This is a genomic window from Flavobacterium frigoritolerans (genome assembly GCF_025847275.1).
Lineage (GTDB): Bacteria > Bacteroidota > Bacteroidia > Flavobacteriales > Flavobacteriaceae > Flavobacterium > Flavobacterium frigoritolerans.
The window spans coordinates 1-17553 of the sequence record NZ_JAOZEV010000016.1 but is presented as its reverse complement, the minus strand read 5'-3'; the positions used below and the strand labels follow the sequence as shown (position 1 = coordinate 17553).

The window sequence follows — 17553 nt, the reverse complement described above, 5'->3', positions numbered from 1 at the left end:
TTATTTACTATAACACTAAATACTATATTTTTACTTGCCATAATATAACAATGACATTTTCGTTAAAACATACAATGAAAAAGACACTACTATTTTTTTTTATCTTATTATATATCAACTCTTTTGCACAAACAAAAGACGATATCATTTTAAATTGGCTTGACAAAAAAGACATGTATTTTGGCGACTTTAAAGTAAATGCTCCTTTATTTTCGGGCAATAACTACCATTTAAATGCCGACACAAAGTCAATTTTATATACTTTAAACCTTACACAATCTAATTATTCTGAAAATAGCAACGTCCAATTATCCAATATAGTCTACGAAACAATTTCAGAAAATCAACTTGGAGATTTAACATTAAAAAACATACCAAAAACCACAAATGAATCGATAATAATTTCATCTGCAAGAGGAATAAATCAAGCTTTATTAACTTTATCTCCAATAATTAATGATGGAAATGGATACAAAAGAGTAAAATCCTTTACCTATAATATAATAACTAATTCTCAAAGCAGCACTTCTTCAAGAACATCATTAACTAGAAAAAGTGCAAACATCTCCAATTCTGTATTATCATCAGGAGATTGGTACCGATTTTATATCGAAAAATCAGGTGTGTACAAAATATCCAAAAGCTTTTTACAAAGCCTAAACTCAGACTTAACGAAAACCAACCCCAAAAAGATAAAAATATACGGTAATGGAGGAAGAATGCTTCCTTTATCCAATGCAGTCTTTTACCCAAATGACTTAACAGAAAATGCTATTCAAATTATTGGCGAGAATGACGGAAGTTTTGACAATGATGATTATATTTTATTTTACGCAGAAGGTGTTGACACCTGGAGCAACGAAAGTAGAACCAATAACAATTTATACGACAACAAATCATATTACTATATAACAGCTCAAGGAGGAGACGGAAAAAGAATCTCGCAAATGCAATCCCCAACAGGAAGCAGCACCATAAATATCTCAACATTTGACAGCTATCAATATCACGAAAAAGACCTTACAAACATTATACATTTAGGCCGAGAATGGTACGGTGAAGCATTTGACATTAACAACGAACAAGAATTTGATTTTAGCTTCCCAAATATTGACACTTCAATCCCTGTCAAAATACAAGTTAAAACAGCATCTGCTTCCTTTACGAATACAACTTTTAAAGTTACTGCAAACGGACAAGACATAGGAAACATTAATTTCAGTTCAATAACCCCAAATTCTGAGATTAAGTTCTACACCGACTCTTTGCCCTCAAACAAAACATTTACTGGAACAGAAAGCATAAAAATAAAACTCTCCTACAACAACGGAGGCGTTCCAGGTTCGAAGGGTTATTTAGATCGAATCAACCTAATTGCAAAAAGAAAACTACAAGGCTATGGAAAACAATTTCCTTTTCAATATGATCTAGCAGATTCAAGTATCGGAATAGTAAATTACAATTTAACAAACACCGCTGGAATTACCCAAATTTGGGATGTTACAGACATATATAACGTAAGTACTATTGAAAATTCAAGTCAAAGCACAATCAACTTTAAAGCACAATTAGGTGAAGTAAGAAAATATGTAGCTCTCGACCCTTCTGATTACTACACTCCACTTAAAGAGAACAAAACCAAAATCCCTAATCAAAACTTAAAAGGAACAATTCTAAAGAACAATCAGGGTACTTTTCAAGATGTTGACTATATCATCATCACACCTTCTTTTTTATTGAATCAAGCCGAAAAACTAGCCAATTTTCACAGATCTTATTCTAATTTAAACGTAAAAGTAATCACAACAGAATCTATATACCAAGAATTCTCATCTGGAAAACAAGATATAGCAGCTATTCGAAATTGTATCAAATACGTCTACGATAATGCATCTACTCCAGAAAAAAGAATTAAGTATGTCAATCTTTTTGGAGATGCTTCTTTCGATTATAAAAATAGAATCACCAATAACGGAAATATTGTACCTATATATCATTCATTAAGAAGCAACAGTTCAGGAGAAGCTTCATTTGCATCTGATGACTTTTATGGACTAATGGATAATAACGAAGGAAATATAATTTCTTTCTTTGGAGGAATAGATATAGCTGTAGGAAGAATGCTTGCTAACGACACCAAACAAGCAAGCGAAATGGTTAATAAAGTACTCGAATACCATGATATAAAATCATATGGGAATTGGAAAAATAATTTTGTATTAATAGCCGACGACTCCGACAAAGCTTCTGATGCTACTCTACAAAGTCGACAAAACAAATTAGCTGATATTATCACTACTGAAAAACCTTTCTTTAATGTAGACAAAATATTTTTAGACTCTTATGTAGAAGAAGCTTCAGCAGGAGGAGCAAGATACCCTAAGGCAAGAACAGACCTATTTGATGCTTTCGAAAAAGGAGCTCTAGTCTTTAACTACTTAGGTCATGGTGGTGAAGACGGCTTAGCAGGTGAACGAATTTGGGGAAAATCAGATGGACAAAATCTAAACAATCAATATAAATATCCTTTATTTATAACCATTACGTGCGAATTCTCAAGATTTGACGACCCAACAAGACCAACTGCTGGCGAATATACTTTCTGGAACCCAAAAGGAGGTGCCATAGCCATGCTTACAACCACAAGATCTATCGGGCAATTTAGCGCAGAAAATTTTAATGATATCTTATCCAAAAACTTATTATCATATGGTTCCAATCAATACACTACAATTTCAGAATCATTGCGAATATCCAAAAACAGCAATCCTAGCTCTTCTAGCAATGTCATTGTATATATTGGTGATCCAGCCTTAATGCTAGCAATCCCAAAGCCAAAAATAAAACTAACAAAAGTAAACGATGTTGTTATTTCTCAACCAATTGACGACTTTAAATCACTAGCAAAAATCAAATTATCAGGAGAGATAACAGATGAAAACAATAATTTACTAACAAACTACAATGGAGAATTAACAACCGCAATATTCGACAAAATAATTACAGCTTCTACACTTAACAACAACGGATTTAGCCCACCAATGCAGTTCAATACTCTGGGAGAGACTATTTTTAGAGGAAGCGCTTCAATCACCAATGGATTATTCGAATTTAGTTTTGTAGTTCCAAGAGACATCCGAATTCCGTTAGGCAATGGAAAAATTAGCTTCTACGCAAAAAAACAACAGCTTCTTGAGAACCAAACAGGCTATGATACTACAATAAAAATAGGCGGTATAAATGAAAATGCACCTCAAGACAATAATAGTCCAAAAGTGCAGTTATATATGAATGATGAAACATTTGTATCAGGAGGGGTTACAAATGAATCTCCTTTTTTACTTGCAAATCTTGAAGATGAAAACGGGATAAATACTGCAAGCGGAATTGGACATGACATAGTTGCAATTTTAGACGGGGACGTAAGTAATCCTTATATATTAAACGATTACTACCAAACCAAGTTAGATGATTACACGCATGGAACATTACGTTTCCCATTTCGTAATTTAGCAGTAGGCTTGCACACAGTTTCGGTTACAGCCTGGGATGTTTACAACAACCCCGTAACTGCCGAAATTCAATTTATAGTATCAGGAGATGATACAATTACATTAACGCATGTTTTAAATTACCCAAATCCGTTCACAACCTATACTGAATTTTGGTTTTCACACAACAGACCTTATGAACCCTTAGAAGTTCAAATACAAGTAATGACAATTACTGGAAAAGTTGTTTGGACTAAAAATCAAATTATTACTACCGAAGGTTTTTTATCTCGGGACATAACTTGGAACGGAAGAGACGATTTTGGAGATCGAATTGGTAAAGGAGTTTATATTTATAAATTAACCGTCAAATCGAACACAACAAATAAAAAAGCAGAAAAAATTGAAAAACTTGTCATACTTTAATTAAATATTATATTTGTTTACTATTAAAAACCTAGATGAAAAAAACTACCCTCATTTTAATCTGCCTTTTCATAGCTACCCTAGCAAAGGCACAAGAAAGAACAATCACAACCGCAGTACCCTTTTTACTAGTAGCTGCCGACGCCAGAGCAGCAGGTATGGCCGACCAAGGAGTCGCCACATCTGTAGACGCTTTTTCTCAACAATGGAATCCCGCAAAATATGTCTTCTCAGAAGACAAACAAGGATTTTCAGTTAGTTACACCCCCTATCTTACTGATTTAGTAAATGATGTTTCATTAGGACAAATCACCTATTTCAACAAAATAAACGATCGTAATGCCTTTGCAGCGAGTTTTCGTTATTTTGGTTTTGGTGATATTGCATTACGAGAAACAGATAATCCACTAGAACAAGAAAGAATTGTATCTCCAAATGAATTTGCTCTTGATGGATCTTATTCCTTGAAGCTAAGTGAAAAATTTTCGATGGCAGTAGCGGGAAGATATATTCGTTCCAATCTTAAAATTGCATCCGAAAATATAGATGCATCTCCAGCAAGTTCTTTTGCGGTAGACGTTGCCGGTTTCTATCAATCAGAAGAAATTGCATATAGCGATTTTAACGGAAGATGGAGAGGTGGTTTTAACATTCAAAACATAGGTCCAAAAATAAAATACGACAATGACGAAATCAATGCTAATTTCTTACCAGCTAATTTAAAAGTAGGTGGAGGATTTGATTTTATCCTAGATGAATACAACAAAATTGGTTTAGGTGTAGAATTTAGCAAATTATTGGTACCAACACCACAAGACCCAGATTTAAATGGTGACGGTACAGTTACCGCAGATGAAAGAAATCAAAATAGAGAAGATTACCGATCAATAGGCTGGGCATCGGGAATTTTCAAATCTTTTGGTGATGCTCCAGGTGGCTTTAGCGAAGAATTAAAAGAAATCACCTACAGTATTGGTGCAGAATATATGTATCAAGACTCATTTGCATTCCGAATGGGATACTTTCATGAAAGCCCAGAAAAAGGAGCTAGAAAATTCTTCTCTTTAGGTGCAGGTTTCAAATACAATGTTGTTAAAGTAGATGTTTCATACCTATTCTCTACTTCAAACGTAAAAAATCCATTAGAAAACACACTTCGTTTCTCTCTAACGTTTAACTTTGGGGACAAATACGAAATATATTAATACAAAAGAATTACAATTATAACAATCCAAATTTCAATACTATGAAATTTGGATTTTTTTTCCTAAATACATAATGAAAGAAATATCTATTACAACACAATTTTCAGTTTTTGAATCTATCGAAGAACTTTCAAAAGACATCCAAGACTTAATGAACGAAGCAATCGCTATTCGTAAAAAAGCCTATGCCCCATATTCTCAATTTAGAGTTGGCGCAGCATTACTTTTGGATAATGGTAAAATTGTTTTAGGCTCAAATCAAGAAAATGCAGCTTATCCATCAGGACTTTGTGCAGAACGAGTAGCTATTTTTCACGCAGGAGCCATTTACCCTGAAGCCAAAATTTTAAAAATTGCAATTTCAGCAGCTTCAGACACTAATCAGACAACAGCTCCTATCCCACCATGTGGATCTTGTAGACAATCAATTGCAGAATATGAAATAAAACAAGAGACCCCTATCGAAATTTATTTCATGGGCGAAATAGGTGCCATTTATCAATCGGCATCCCTAAAAAATTTACTTCCTTTTATGTTTGATAAAAAGTTCTTGTAAAAAAAACCAAAAATTAGCGTTTAAATTTTAGTTCTAAGTAGGAATGTCTTATTTTTGCATCCCGACCCATCGGGCGCAAATTTGTGGGAGGAAACTATTTTGCGTTATAGGCAACAATTGATAACAGAAACACTTTAGCAAAAGAAAGAATTCAGATGAAAGAAGTTACAAAAGAGGTATATTTAAAGTGGTATGAAGACATGCTACTTTGGAGAAAGTTTGAAGACAAACTAGCAGCATTGTACATCCAACAGAAAGTAAGAGGATTTCTTCACCTATATAATGGTCAAGAAGCTGTACTAGCTGGTGCATTGCATGTCATGGATTTGACAAAAGATAAAATGATAACTGCTTACAGAAATCACGTACAACCAATTGGTATGGGTGTTGACCCAAGACGTGTAATGGCTGAACTTTTAGGAAAAGCAACAGGAACATCTAAAGGAATGGGTGGTTCTATGCACATTTTCTCAAAAGAACACCGTTTTTACGGAGGTCACGGAATTGTAGGTGGACAAATTCCTGTAGGAGCTGGTTTAGCTTTTGCAGATAAATATTTTGAAACAGGTGGTGTAACTATGACTTATTTTGGTGATGGTGCAGCAAGACAAGGTTCTTTACATGAAGCTTTTAATATGGCTATGTTATGGAAACTTCCAGTTGTATTTATTGTTGAAAACAATGGATATGCAATGGGAACTTCTGTTGAAAGAACTGCAAACCATACTGATATCTGGAAACTTGGTTTAGGATACGAAATGCCTTGTGGACCAGTTGACGGAATGAATCCAGTGAAAGTTGCTGAAGCTATGTACGAAGCAGTTGAAAGAGCACGTCGTGGTGATGGTCCAACATTCTTAGAAATGAAAACATACCGTTACAGAGGACACTCAATGTCTGATGCACAATTATATCGTTCAAAAGAAGAAGTAGAAGAATACAAAAAAATTGACCCAATTACACAAGTACTTGATGTAATAAAAGATCAAAAATTTGCTACTGAAGAAGAAATTGAAGAAATCGACCAAAGAGTAAAAGATTTAGTTGAAGAATGTGTGAAATTTGCTGAAGAATCTCCATATCCTGATTTACAACAACTTTACGATGTAGTATACGCACAAGAAGACTATCCATTTACACCTCATAAACTATAAATCATGGCGATAAAAGTAACAATGCCTCGTTTGAGCGATACTATGACGGAAGGAACGGTAGCAACTTGGCTTAAAAAAGTAGGAGACAAAATTAGCGAAGGTGATATCCTTGCTGAAATTGAAACCGACAAAGCAACAATGGAATTTGAGTCTTTCAACGAAGGAACTCTTTTATATATAGGAATACCTGCTGGAGAAACTGCTCCGGTTGATTCATTATTAGCAATTATAGGAAACGAAGGCGAAGATGTTACGGCATTGATCGCTGGAGGAGATGCTCCTGCTGCCGAAGCTCCAAAAGCTGAAGCTACTCCTGCTGCAACTACAGAAGCAACTGCTCCTGCAAAAGCTGCAACAGAATTACCAAAAGGTGTTGTTGTTGTAACTATGCCTCGATTAAGTGATACTATGACTGAAGGTACAGTTGCAACTTGGCTTAAAAAAGTTGGCGATGCAATTGCTGAAGGTGATATTCTTGCTGAAATCGAAACTGACAAAGCAACAATGGAATTTGAGTCTTTCAATGAAGGAACATTACTATACATTGGTATTCAAGAAGGAAACACAGCACCTGTAGATAGTTTATTAGCTATCATCGGACCTGCTGGAACAGATATTTCTGGCATTGCCGAGAACTATACCGCTGGTGGCGCTCCTGCAAAAGCAACAGCTACAGAAGAGACTAAAGCAACTCCTACTCAAGAAACAGCAGAAACTGTTGAAGTAGTTAGTGATGGAAAAAGAATTTTAGCTTCACCTTTAGCAAAGAAAATTGCTTCAGATAAAGGAATTCAATTATCACAAGTAAAAGGAACTGGTGAAAACGGTCGTATCGTAAAAAGCGATATCGAAAACTTTACACCTGCAACTCCTGCTCCTGCTCAACCAGCTGCAACAGCTGCTAAAACTCCTGAAGTTACTGCTGCTGCACCAAAAGTTTTTGTTCCTGCTGGTGAAGTTTTCACAGAAGAGATCAAAAATTCTCAAATGCGAAAAATTATTGCTAAGCGTTTAGCAGAATCATTGTTTACAGCTCCTCACTACAACTTAGTGATAGAAGTAAGCATGGATGACGCAATGACATCTAGAGCAACAATAAATAGCGTTCCAGATACAAAAGTATCTTTTAATGATATGGTAATCAAAGCTTGTGCTTTGGCATTGAAAAAACACCCAAAAATTAATTCACAGTGGAAAGAAGATGCTATCATCATCAACCACCATGTAAATATTGGTGTTGCTGTAGCTGTTGAAGATGGATTAGTAGTTCCTGTATTGAAATTTACAGATGCTATGAGTTTATCTCAAATTGGCGCTAGCGTAAGAGATCTTGCCGGAAGAGCTAAAAACAAAAAATTAGGACCACAAGAAATGGAAGGAAGTACTTTTACAGTATCTAACCTTGGAATGTTTGGTATTACAGAATTCAATTCTATCATAAACCAACCAAACTCAGCTATCCTTTCTGTAGGTGCAATTGTAGAGAAACCAGTAGTTAAGAACGGTCAAATTGTAGTTGGAAACACAATGATGTTATCATTAGCATGTGACCACAGAACAATTGATGGAGCAACTGGTGCTCAATTTTTACAAACATTGAAACAATATATCGAAAGCCCAGTTACTATGTTGGCATAATTCGTTACTATTTTATATTAAAAATCCCATTTTGAAAGTTCAAAATGGGATTTTTTTATTTAATTTACATTTTTAAATCAATTTTTTATAAAAATGAAAAAAATATATCTACTAACCATCTTCTTGACGGCATTAGCCTGTCAGAAAAAAGACGAAACAAACAAACCAACAGCTGTTAAAGACGAACACTCTTTTTCAAAACCAGAGCTAGCCGTTGTAAAACACTTAGACCTTGACATTAAAGTTGATTTCGAAACACAATCTATCACAGGAAAAGCATCTTGGGAAATCGACAACGTTAGCAAAGGCAACGAAATTATCTTTGATGAAAACACTCTTAACATCACCAAAGTAACTTTAGGAGATGATGAAAAAGAAACCAAATTTGAACTTGGAAAAGAAATCGAATTTCACGGAAAACCACTTCACATTACAATTGAGCCAAATACAACCAAAGTAAATATCTACTACAGCACAACCAAAGACGCTGTAGCGTTACAATGGCTAAAACCTGAACAGACTGCAGACAAAAAGAAACCTTTCCTATTCTCGCAAGGAGAAAGCGTTTGGTCACGTACCTGGATTCCATGTCAGGACTCTCCATCAATTCGTTTTACTTATAATGCAAAAGTTACAGTTCCTAAAGACTTAATGGCCGTAATGAGCGCTGTTAACCCGCAAAAGAAAAATGATACTGGGGTTTATACTTTTAAACAAGACAAAGCAATACCATCTTACTTAATGGCAATTGCAGTTGGAGACATAGAATTTCAATCAATCGATGATAGAACAGGTGTTTATGCAGAACCATCAATGCTAAAAAAATCAGCTTGGGAATTTGCTGAGCTTGGAAAAATGGTAGTTGCGGCCGAAAAACTTTATGGTCCTTACCGTTGGGGACGTTATGATGTATTAGTTTTACCACCTAGCTTTCCTTATGGCGGAATGGAAAATCCTAACCTAACTTTCCTAACTCCTGGTGTTATCGCTGGTGACCGTTCATTAACTAGTTTATTAGCGCATGAATTAGGTCATAGCTGGAGCGGAAACTTAGTTACCAATGCGACATGGGATGATATTTGGTTAAACGAAGGGTTCACCACTTATGTAGAGCATAGAATTGGTGAGGCAATCTTTGGTGAAAAAGAATTTGAAATGCAAAACGTTATCATCCGCAAAGAATTAGTTGACAATGTAGCTGAATATGGAGACACAAATCCCGACACAAGATTAAAAGTAAGCCTTACAGGAAGAAATCCTGATGATGGAATCAGCATGATTCCTTATGTAAAAGGATATGCTTTTTTAAGAGTTATTGAAAATGCGGTTGGACGTGAAAAATTTGACGTTTTCATTAAAAACTATTTTGAAGCACACGCTTTTAAATCTATTACAACAGATGATTTCATTAAATACTACAATGAAAACCTTATAAAAGGAGACAAAGCACTTACTGATAAAATAAAAGCCGAAGATTGGATTTACAAACCTGGAATTCCATCAAATATTACTCCAGTAAGCTCTGCTGATTTTGATGCAATTGATAAAATCCAAAAAAGCTGGAGAGAAACCGGAGTTAAAGGATTAAGTCAAAAAATTACAACAACTGCAGAAAAACAGCATTTTATAGATAATCTACCAACAGACATCACTGCAAAAGAAATGGAAGCACTTGATGGTGAATTCAACTTTACAAAAGGCGGTAATTTCGTTATCAAACGTCAATGGTTTATTCCATCGATTCGCTATAAATACACAGCTGCTAATCCTGCAATTGAACAATTTCTGATTTCAAGCAGCAGAACCGGATCGGTAATGATGCTCTATAAAGAAATGGCAAAAACACCGGAAGGAAAAGTTTGGGCAAAACAAATTTTTGACAAAGCTAAATCTGGTTATCACGCAACAACCGTTCAAGCTGTTGAAGGCGTTTTAAAATAGTATTCAGTTTCAGTTTACAGTCGCAGTCTCAATTTTCAGCTTACAATTTGACCAAAGACTGCGACTGAAAACTGCAAAGCAAAAAATCCCCAGTTACACCTTGTAATCGGGGATTTTTTTTATTCTTATTTGTCATTTCGAGGAACGAGAAACATTCTTGTGAAAACAATTGCCCGAGCCCCGATAGAAGTGGAAATCCTTTTGCTTTTTTCTTTAAAAAGCAAAAGATTATAACGAATAGCGGGATTAGCTCCTAAAAAAAACTACAGGGAAAATTATCCATTACATAGCGTAAATTCTCCATGTCCTAAAATCTGTAATCGTAGCACCTTTGTAATGTCAAAAGACAACAACAAATAAATAACACAAAAATTAAATACGATGACACGATTAACAGCATTAAACCCAGAAGAAGTAACAGGAAAAACTAAAGATTTATTCAACGCTGTACAAGCAAAATTAGGAGTTGTTCCGAACATGATGAGAACAATGGGAAATTCTCCAGCAGTACTAGAAGGTTATTTAAACCTAAGCGGAGCTCTAAGCCATGGAAAATTAGGCAGCAAAACAGGAGAATTAATCGCCTTAGCAGTTTCTGAAAGTAATTCATGCGATTACTGCTTGGCAGCCCATACCTTTATTGGAGAAAAATTAGTAAAAGCAGATCCAGCTGTTTTGCAAGCAGCAAGAACTGGAAACTCAACCGACATAAAAATTGAAACTATTTTACAATTTGCTAAAACACTAATCAGCAAAAATGGCTTAGTAAATGACGAAGATGTAAACAAAGCAAAAAATGCAGGAGTCACTGATGCTGAAATTGCTGAAACAATTGGACATGTAGCTTTAAATATTTTAACAAACTATTTTAACAATACAGCCAACACAGAAATTGATTTTCCTGCAGTGACAAGTTTAAATTAATAAAACTAATTCAAGCAAAAACGCTTTATAAAGATAGTTCTGAATTCTTTTCATGACTATCTTTATATTTTAAAAAACAAAAAAAATCATGAGCAGTCAGAATGCTTTCACTTTAATTAATCCACAAAATGGTAATCTAGTTTTTAAGCTGCTTCCTTTTGACAACAATAGTCATTTTGACCATTTGCAACGCAATAATTATTTCTCATTAATATGGGTAGCCAAAGGAAAAGGGAAAGTAAAAGCTGATTTTGCTGAATATCATTTTGAAGAAAACTCACTCCTAGCCTTTTCCCCTTATCAACCTTTTATGCTCTGTGTAAGCGAACCGATTGAAGGAATTGCAATTCACTTTCATCCCGACTTTTATTGCATTCACATGCATCAAAAAGAAGTTTCTTGTAATGGTATTTTATTCAACAATGTTTATCAACCTCCTTTTACAATCATTACTGAACAAGCTGCAGCAACTTTTAAAATGGTTTTAGAACAAATGAAAACCGAAATTCAAAATGCAGAATTAGCGCAATATGAATTATTGATTTCGTACTTAAAAATATTCTTAATTACAGCTTCCCGATTAAAAAATGAACAATTAGAAGAAATGAAATCAGTGCCTAATTCGAAAGAACCTTTTATTCTTCAGAACCTGAAAGATGCCATTGAACTAAATTTTAAAACCAAGCATTCAGCAGGAAATTATGCTGAATTACTGAATATTTCTCCAAAAGCACTAGCGAAGTTATCTAAAACTTATTTCAATAAAACATTAACCGATTTAATCGCAGAAAGAATAATAATCGAGGCCAAAAGAGAATTATACATGACCAACAAAACAGTCAAAGAAATTGCTTATGAATTAGGTTATGAAGACGAACATTACTTTAGGCGATTTTTTAAAACTAATGCCGATGTATCACCACAAATTTATAGAGAAACAGTAGGTTTTGGAAAAATGGAAGCTTAATTTTTATTTTTTGCCTCAATCCATTTAGACATGTATTTTGTACTTCTCATGGTATGATATTGCAACATACTTCCTATAAAGTTATTATTGCGATGCGATTGCAAATTAGATTGTATATAGAAAATCATTTTCACGAAATCTGTCGCAAAATTATCTTTTAAATAGCGCGTATTAATTATTTCAATTCCTTTTAGTTGAGCTTCGTTCCAACTATTTTTATCTTGATATAATCCTACAGCTGCTTTGGCAATATCTTCAGCATCATCAATAATAAAACCATTCCAAGGTAGCTTACCATTCATCGCTTCTGCACCTATTGTTGTTGTTATACTAGGTGTTCCAACTTCCATAGCTTCAACTAACTTCCCCTTTAAACCAGCACCAAATCGTATCGGAGCCAAAACCATCCTAGCTTTTCGAACTACTTTCTGAGCATTATCTGCACGTCCCATAATACAAAAACCAGATTTAGGGTGATGCAATTGTAATACTTTTTGTGAAGGATAAGCGCCATAAATATTTAAAACTGCATCTGGTAATTGTTTTTTTATCAAAGGCCAAATTGACTCTTTTAGATATTGAACAGTATTCCAATTGGGTTCATGCAAAAAATTACCAATAAAAATAAAGTCAGCCCTCTCATCAAAAGAAGGTAATTCGTCTAGCATTTGCTTTGAAATTGGCTCTAACAAAAAAGGTAAGTAATACAATAAAGCAGTATCAATTTTAAATACCGACTCTAGTAATTCCATTTCAAACTCAGAAATTATCAAAGACAAATCACAACGTAAAATACTAGCGATTTCTCTCTTGGCTATTTCTTCTGAAAATAAATCCTTAACTACAAAATTTCTATTTTCTTTGAATGCTTTTTGGCGGGCATGACGCAAACAATGCAAATCTTCTGTATCCAAAATACGCAATGCATCAGGACAATTTTCAGATACACGCCACCCAAATTGTTCTTCAATCATAAACCGATCAAACAAAACAACCGATGGATTTAATTCTTTTATGTAATTATCAAAACTGGAACAATTTAGAGCAATCGTTTTTTTCTCAATTCCTAACGCAGTCAAATCAATCATAAAATCACTATCCAAAGCTGGACTAGCAAATGTAACATCAAATCCTTGCTCTTGAAAAATCGAAATTAATTGCATCATTCTTCCTCCTGCTGCCGATGAATTTGGCTCAGGCCATACAAAACCAATTATTAAAAGCTTTCTAAGCTTATTCATACCTAAATTTATTTCAACTACAAAATAATACTATTTAAGTGGCAATATCATCATTAAATCCAAAAATCAGGAATAAAACACTAATTTTGTAGGTTATAAATTAAATATCATGTTAGGATTAAAATTAGCTACAGACCCACGTTGGGTAAACATTGTCGAATCAAATATCGAAGAGATTCTAACCGACCATGCTTGGTGTGAGCAAAAAGCTGCTTCAAATGCAATTAGTCTAATAACTTACAATTCAGAATTAGAAGAATTAGTAACTGAGCTATTGATAATTGCAAGAGAAGAATTAGAGCATTTACAAATGGTACATGATTTAATTAAAAGGAAAGGATTAACTCTTGGCCGTGAACGCAAAGATCATTATGTAAATGAATTATTTAAATTCATGAAAAAAGATGGTAGTCGAAAAGATGCATTAGTTGATCGTCTGTTATTTTCTGCTATGATTGAAGCCAGAAGCTGTGAACGCTTTAAAGTGCTTTCAGAAAATATTCAAGATCAGGAATTAGCAAAATTCTACCGTGATTTAATGATATCAGAAGCAGGACATTACACTACTTTTCTTGGATTTGCAAGAAAGTACACAGACAATATAGATGTTGATAAACGTTGGGCTGAATGGATTGAATTTGAAACCTCAATTATAACAAACTATGGCAAACAAGAAACTATTCACGGATAAAAACTAATTTTTTCAATATACATATTATGGCAAAAAGTAATCTAAAACCCATTTTATACAGAATAGTAAAATACATTGGAATAGCGCTTGTCGTTATTTTAGCATTACTTTTTATAACTCCTTACGTTTTTTCAGATAAGATAAAAGAAGAAATAAAAAAAACAGCAAATAAGAAACTTAATGCTGAGCTAAATTATTCGGATGCCAACATTTCTTTTTTTCATCATTTTCCATCATTAACTTTAACTTTAAATGATTTAAAATTAAATGGATCAGCTCCATTTCAAAAAGAAAACTTTGTTACTGCTAAGGAAGTTTCTTTTGGTATCAACATAAGTAGTTTATTCTTTGGAGAAACCGTTAGCATAGATCAAATATATTTATCTAATTCTTTTATTAATGTGAAAGTTAATAAAAATGGAGAAGCAAATTATAATGTTTATAAATCATCCGAAGCTGAAGCAGAAAAAGCAGATGAGAATAGTGATGATACCTCTTTAAAATTAGAAAAAATTGAAATCATCAATAGCAAAATAGTCTATGATGATCAATCAACCAATGTACATCTGGATGTTTTTGGGTTTAATTATTCTGGAAAGGGAGATTTAAGTAAAGATATCTTCGATTTATATTCAAAAGCTAGAATCGAAAAGCTTAACATCTTATATGAAAATGAGCCTTACTTAATGAATAAAAAGGTAGATGCTGACTTAATTACAAAAGTAAATGTAAACTCTTTATCATTCTTTTTCGAACAAAACAATTTAAAAATAAATCAATTGATTGTCGATTTTAAAGGGAAATTTGACTTTTTGAAAGACGGTTATAATATCGATTTTGTAATAAAGTCAGATAATAGTCAATTACATGATGTGTTTACAGCATTCCCTCCTAAATTCATTACCTGGCTATCAAAAACAGATTTAAAAGGAAATACAAATCTATTACTTACCTTAAAAGGTAAATATATCGCCTCACAGAACATTGCACCAGATTTAAACGTCGATTTAAAAATAAACGATGGTTATGTAAACTATAATAAAAGTTCATTTCCTGTTTCAAATTTAAATCTAGATATAAATACAAAATTACCTTCATTAAATCCAGACCTTTTAATAGTTGATGCAAAAAACTTAGCCTTAAACATAAATAAAGATTATTTAAAATCTAAATTTTATGTAAAAGGAGTAAATACTCCAGAAGTAAACGTTGACCTAAACAGTCAGATAGATTTAGAAAAACTAACTCAGGCATTTGGAATTCCAGATATAGAGTTAAAAGGGAATCTTATTGGCGATATTAAAGCAAAAGGTATTTTTGATTTAAAAAACAAACTTTTCCCAGTAACCTCAGGTACTATAAATTTAAAAAATGGATATATAAAAACTAAATATTATCCAAATCCAATTACTGATATAACTATCGTATCAAAAATTAATAATGATAAGGGAACTTTTGATGATTTGAAAGTTAAATTATCACCAGCACAAATAACCTTTGAAGGAAAACCCTTTTTTATTAATGCTGACTTGAGCAATTTTAATGATCTTACTTATGATATTAAAGCTAAAGGAGAACTAGATATAAGTAAAATATATCGAGTTTTTTCTCAAAAAGGATTGGATTTAGATGGTTCAATTAAAGCCGATTTAGTTTTAAAAGGCAAACAAAGTGATGCCGAAAAAGGAAACTACAGCAAACTTAATAATAAAGGGACTCTTGAAATTAAAAATATCGGAATTGTATCTGAATATCTGCCTAAGAAGTTTATTATTAAAGAAGGTATTTTTAAAATAAACCAAGACAAAATGTTTTTCAAAAACTTTACGTCAGCATATGGTCAATCAGATTTTAAAATGAACGGATATTTACAAAATGTCTTTAATTTTATGACAACCAAAACTGGTGTCTTAAAAGGATCATTTGTCATAAATTCAAACTACATCAATGCTGATGAATTTATGTCGAGTACAACTACTGAGATAAGTAATACAACAGCTGCCCCTAGTACAAGTACTGAAGTGCCAAAAGTAGAAGTAACTCAAACAGGAGTCATTATAATTCCGAAGAATTTTAATTTGCAATTTCAGGCAAATGCACAAAAGGTAAATTTCAATAAACTAGCCTTAAATAATGCCAAAGGAAATCTTAAAATGAATAAAGGGATTTTAACTATGCAAAATACAGGTTTTAATCTAATAGGTTGCGAAGTAAACATGGATGCAACTTACCAATCCTTAACGATGAAAAAAGCTTTGTTTAGCTACTCTATTAAAGCTACAGATTTTGACGTTAAAAAGGCCTATAATGAAATTGAAATGTTTAGAAAAATGGCTAGTGCTGCAGAAAAAGCACAAGGAACTATTTCGCTAGATTACAAATTAAAAGGGAGACTTAATGCCAACATGGAACCTGTTTATCCTTCAATAGTAGGTGAAGGAGTTATATCTGTGAAAGATATCAAGTTATATGGTATGAAAATGTTTAATGCTGTAAGCAAAACAACAAGCCATGAAGCTATTAAAAATCCGCAAATCACTAAAGTTGACATTAAGAGTAGCATCAAAAATAATATAATTACCCTAGAGCGATTCAAATTCAAATTTGCAGGTTTCAGACCAAGAATAGAAGGAACAACCAGTTTAGATGGAAAACTAAACATAAAAATGAGATTAGGCTTACCTCCATTAGGAATTTTAGGAATTCCATTAATAATCAAAGGAACTAAAGACAATCCTAAAATAAAAATAGGAAGAAAATCAGAAGATCTAGAAGAAACTCAAGACACTGAAGATTAATCTAAATAATCACATAATCCACAAACCTGCTCAATCGAGCAGGTTTTTTTATACCTATACATGAGAGATAAGATTCTTTAGTCATTATTCAACTAAACTCTTTTCAGTTATTCCTATTGCCATTTTAAGGCTTTATTTTTAATGATTACAGTCAAAATGATAACTTATATAATAGATTGAAAATTATTGTTTGTAGTCTATAATATGTATTTCATTCAAAATAATAATACAATAGATTACCATAAAGTTTGTTTCGCAGCATTTATAAATCTATTTCTTCCAGATTATATTACGTGAAGTTGCACACAGATTCATTTTCATTAAACTGCAAAATTAGCTTACTAACAATTAACTAAGCTATTTCGCTAAGAGCCATAAAGATTAGACAGAGTCACGCTAAAATAATTTCTCTCAAAGTCGCGAAGTCGTAAAGGTTCAATTTACATACGAAACAAATATTATAATATAACCCCAATATTGTCTTCCTGCCCCAAAGAAGAATCTCCAGTTTCATGAATCAC

The 17553-nt window shown here is 33.2% G+C and carries 11 protein-coding genes; 10 read left to right on the top strand and 1 reads right to left on the bottom strand.

Annotation, left to right across the window (positions count from 1 at the left end; all coding sequences use genetic code 11):
- Positions 1 to 74 precede the first annotated feature (74 nt).
- The 8 genes from porU (at position 75) to OIU80_RS16940 (ending at position 12302) form a co-directional block, all read left to right on the top strand.
- Positions 75 to 3917 (top strand): type IX secretion system sortase PorU, encoded by a 3843-nt coding sequence (porU, locus tag OIU80_RS16975; RefSeq protein ID WP_264288175.1) that lies wholly within the window; start codon positions 75 to 77, stop codon positions 3915 to 3917.
- A gap of 35 nt (positions 3918 to 3952) precedes the next feature.
- The gene (gene porV / locus OIU80_RS16970; RefSeq protein ID WP_264288174.1) at positions 3953 to 5122 is read left to right on the top strand and encodes a type IX secretion system outer membrane channel protein PorV; all 1170 of its coding nucleotides are present in this window, start codon (positions 3953 to 3955) and stop codon (positions 5120 to 5122) included.
- A gap of 73 nt (positions 5123 to 5195) precedes the next feature.
- Entirely contained in the window at positions 5196 to 5678 is a 483-nt protein-coding gene (gene cdd, locus OIU80_RS16965; RefSeq protein WP_264288173.1) for a cytidine deaminase, read from the top strand.
- A gap of 155 nt (positions 5679 to 5833) precedes the next feature.
- Positions 5834 to 6832 carry a pyruvate dehydrogenase (acetyl-transferring) E1 component subunit alpha gene (gene pdhA / locus OIU80_RS16960; protein WP_264288172.1) on the top strand — a complete coding sequence of 333 codons (999 nt, stop codon included), beginning with the start codon at positions 5834 to 5836 and terminating at the stop codon, positions 6830 to 6832.
- 3 nt (positions 6833 to 6835) lie between these two features.
- On the top strand, positions 6836 to 8470 hold the full coding sequence (locus tag OIU80_RS16955) for a pyruvate dehydrogenase complex dihydrolipoamide acetyltransferase (RefSeq protein ID WP_264288171.1): 1635 nt from the start codon (positions 6836 to 6838) through the stop codon (positions 8468 to 8470).
- Between the two features lie 93 nt (positions 8471 to 8563).
- On the top strand, positions 8564 to 10411 hold the full coding sequence (locus tag OIU80_RS16950; protein WP_264288170.1) for a hydrolase/aminopeptidase: 1848 nt from the start codon (positions 8564 to 8566) through the stop codon (positions 10409 to 10411).
- Positions 10412 to 10792: 381 nt separating this feature from the next.
- Positions 10793 to 11335, top strand: a complete 543-nt coding sequence (locus OIU80_RS16945; RefSeq protein WP_264288169.1) for a carboxymuconolactone decarboxylase family protein — start codon at positions 10793 to 10795, stop codon at positions 11333 to 11335.
- An 88-nt stretch (positions 11336 to 11423) separates the two neighbouring features.
- Complete coding sequence (locus OIU80_RS16940; RefSeq protein WP_264288168.1) at positions 11424 to 12302, top strand: AraC family transcriptional regulator; 879 nt, start codon at positions 11424 to 11426, stop codon at positions 12300 to 12302.
- Here the strand turns inward: OIU80_RS16940 and OIU80_RS16935 are convergent.
- Entirely contained in the window at positions 12299 to 13543 is a 1245-nt protein-coding gene (locus tag OIU80_RS16935; RefSeq protein WP_264288167.1) for a glycosyltransferase, read from the bottom strand. The two genes, OIU80_RS16940 and OIU80_RS16935, sit on opposite strands and share 4 nt — an antisense overlap.
- A gap of 109 nt (positions 13544 to 13652) precedes the next feature.
- On the opposite strand from OIU80_RS16935, the gene miaE reads away from it, so the two are divergent.
- The gene (gene miaE, locus OIU80_RS16930) at positions 13653 to 14234 is read left to right on the top strand and encodes a tRNA-(ms[2]io[6]A)-hydroxylase (protein WP_264288166.1); all 582 of its coding nucleotides are present in this window, start codon (positions 13653 to 13655) and stop codon (positions 14232 to 14234) included.
- A 26-nt stretch (positions 14235 to 14260) separates the two neighbouring features.
- Positions 14261 to 17032: an AsmA family protein gene (locus tag OIU80_RS16925; protein WP_264288165.1), complete on the top strand. Its 2772-nt coding sequence runs from the start codon at positions 14261 to 14263 to the stop codon at positions 17030 to 17032.
- The last annotated feature ends 521 nt before the right edge of the window (positions 17033 to 17553 follow it).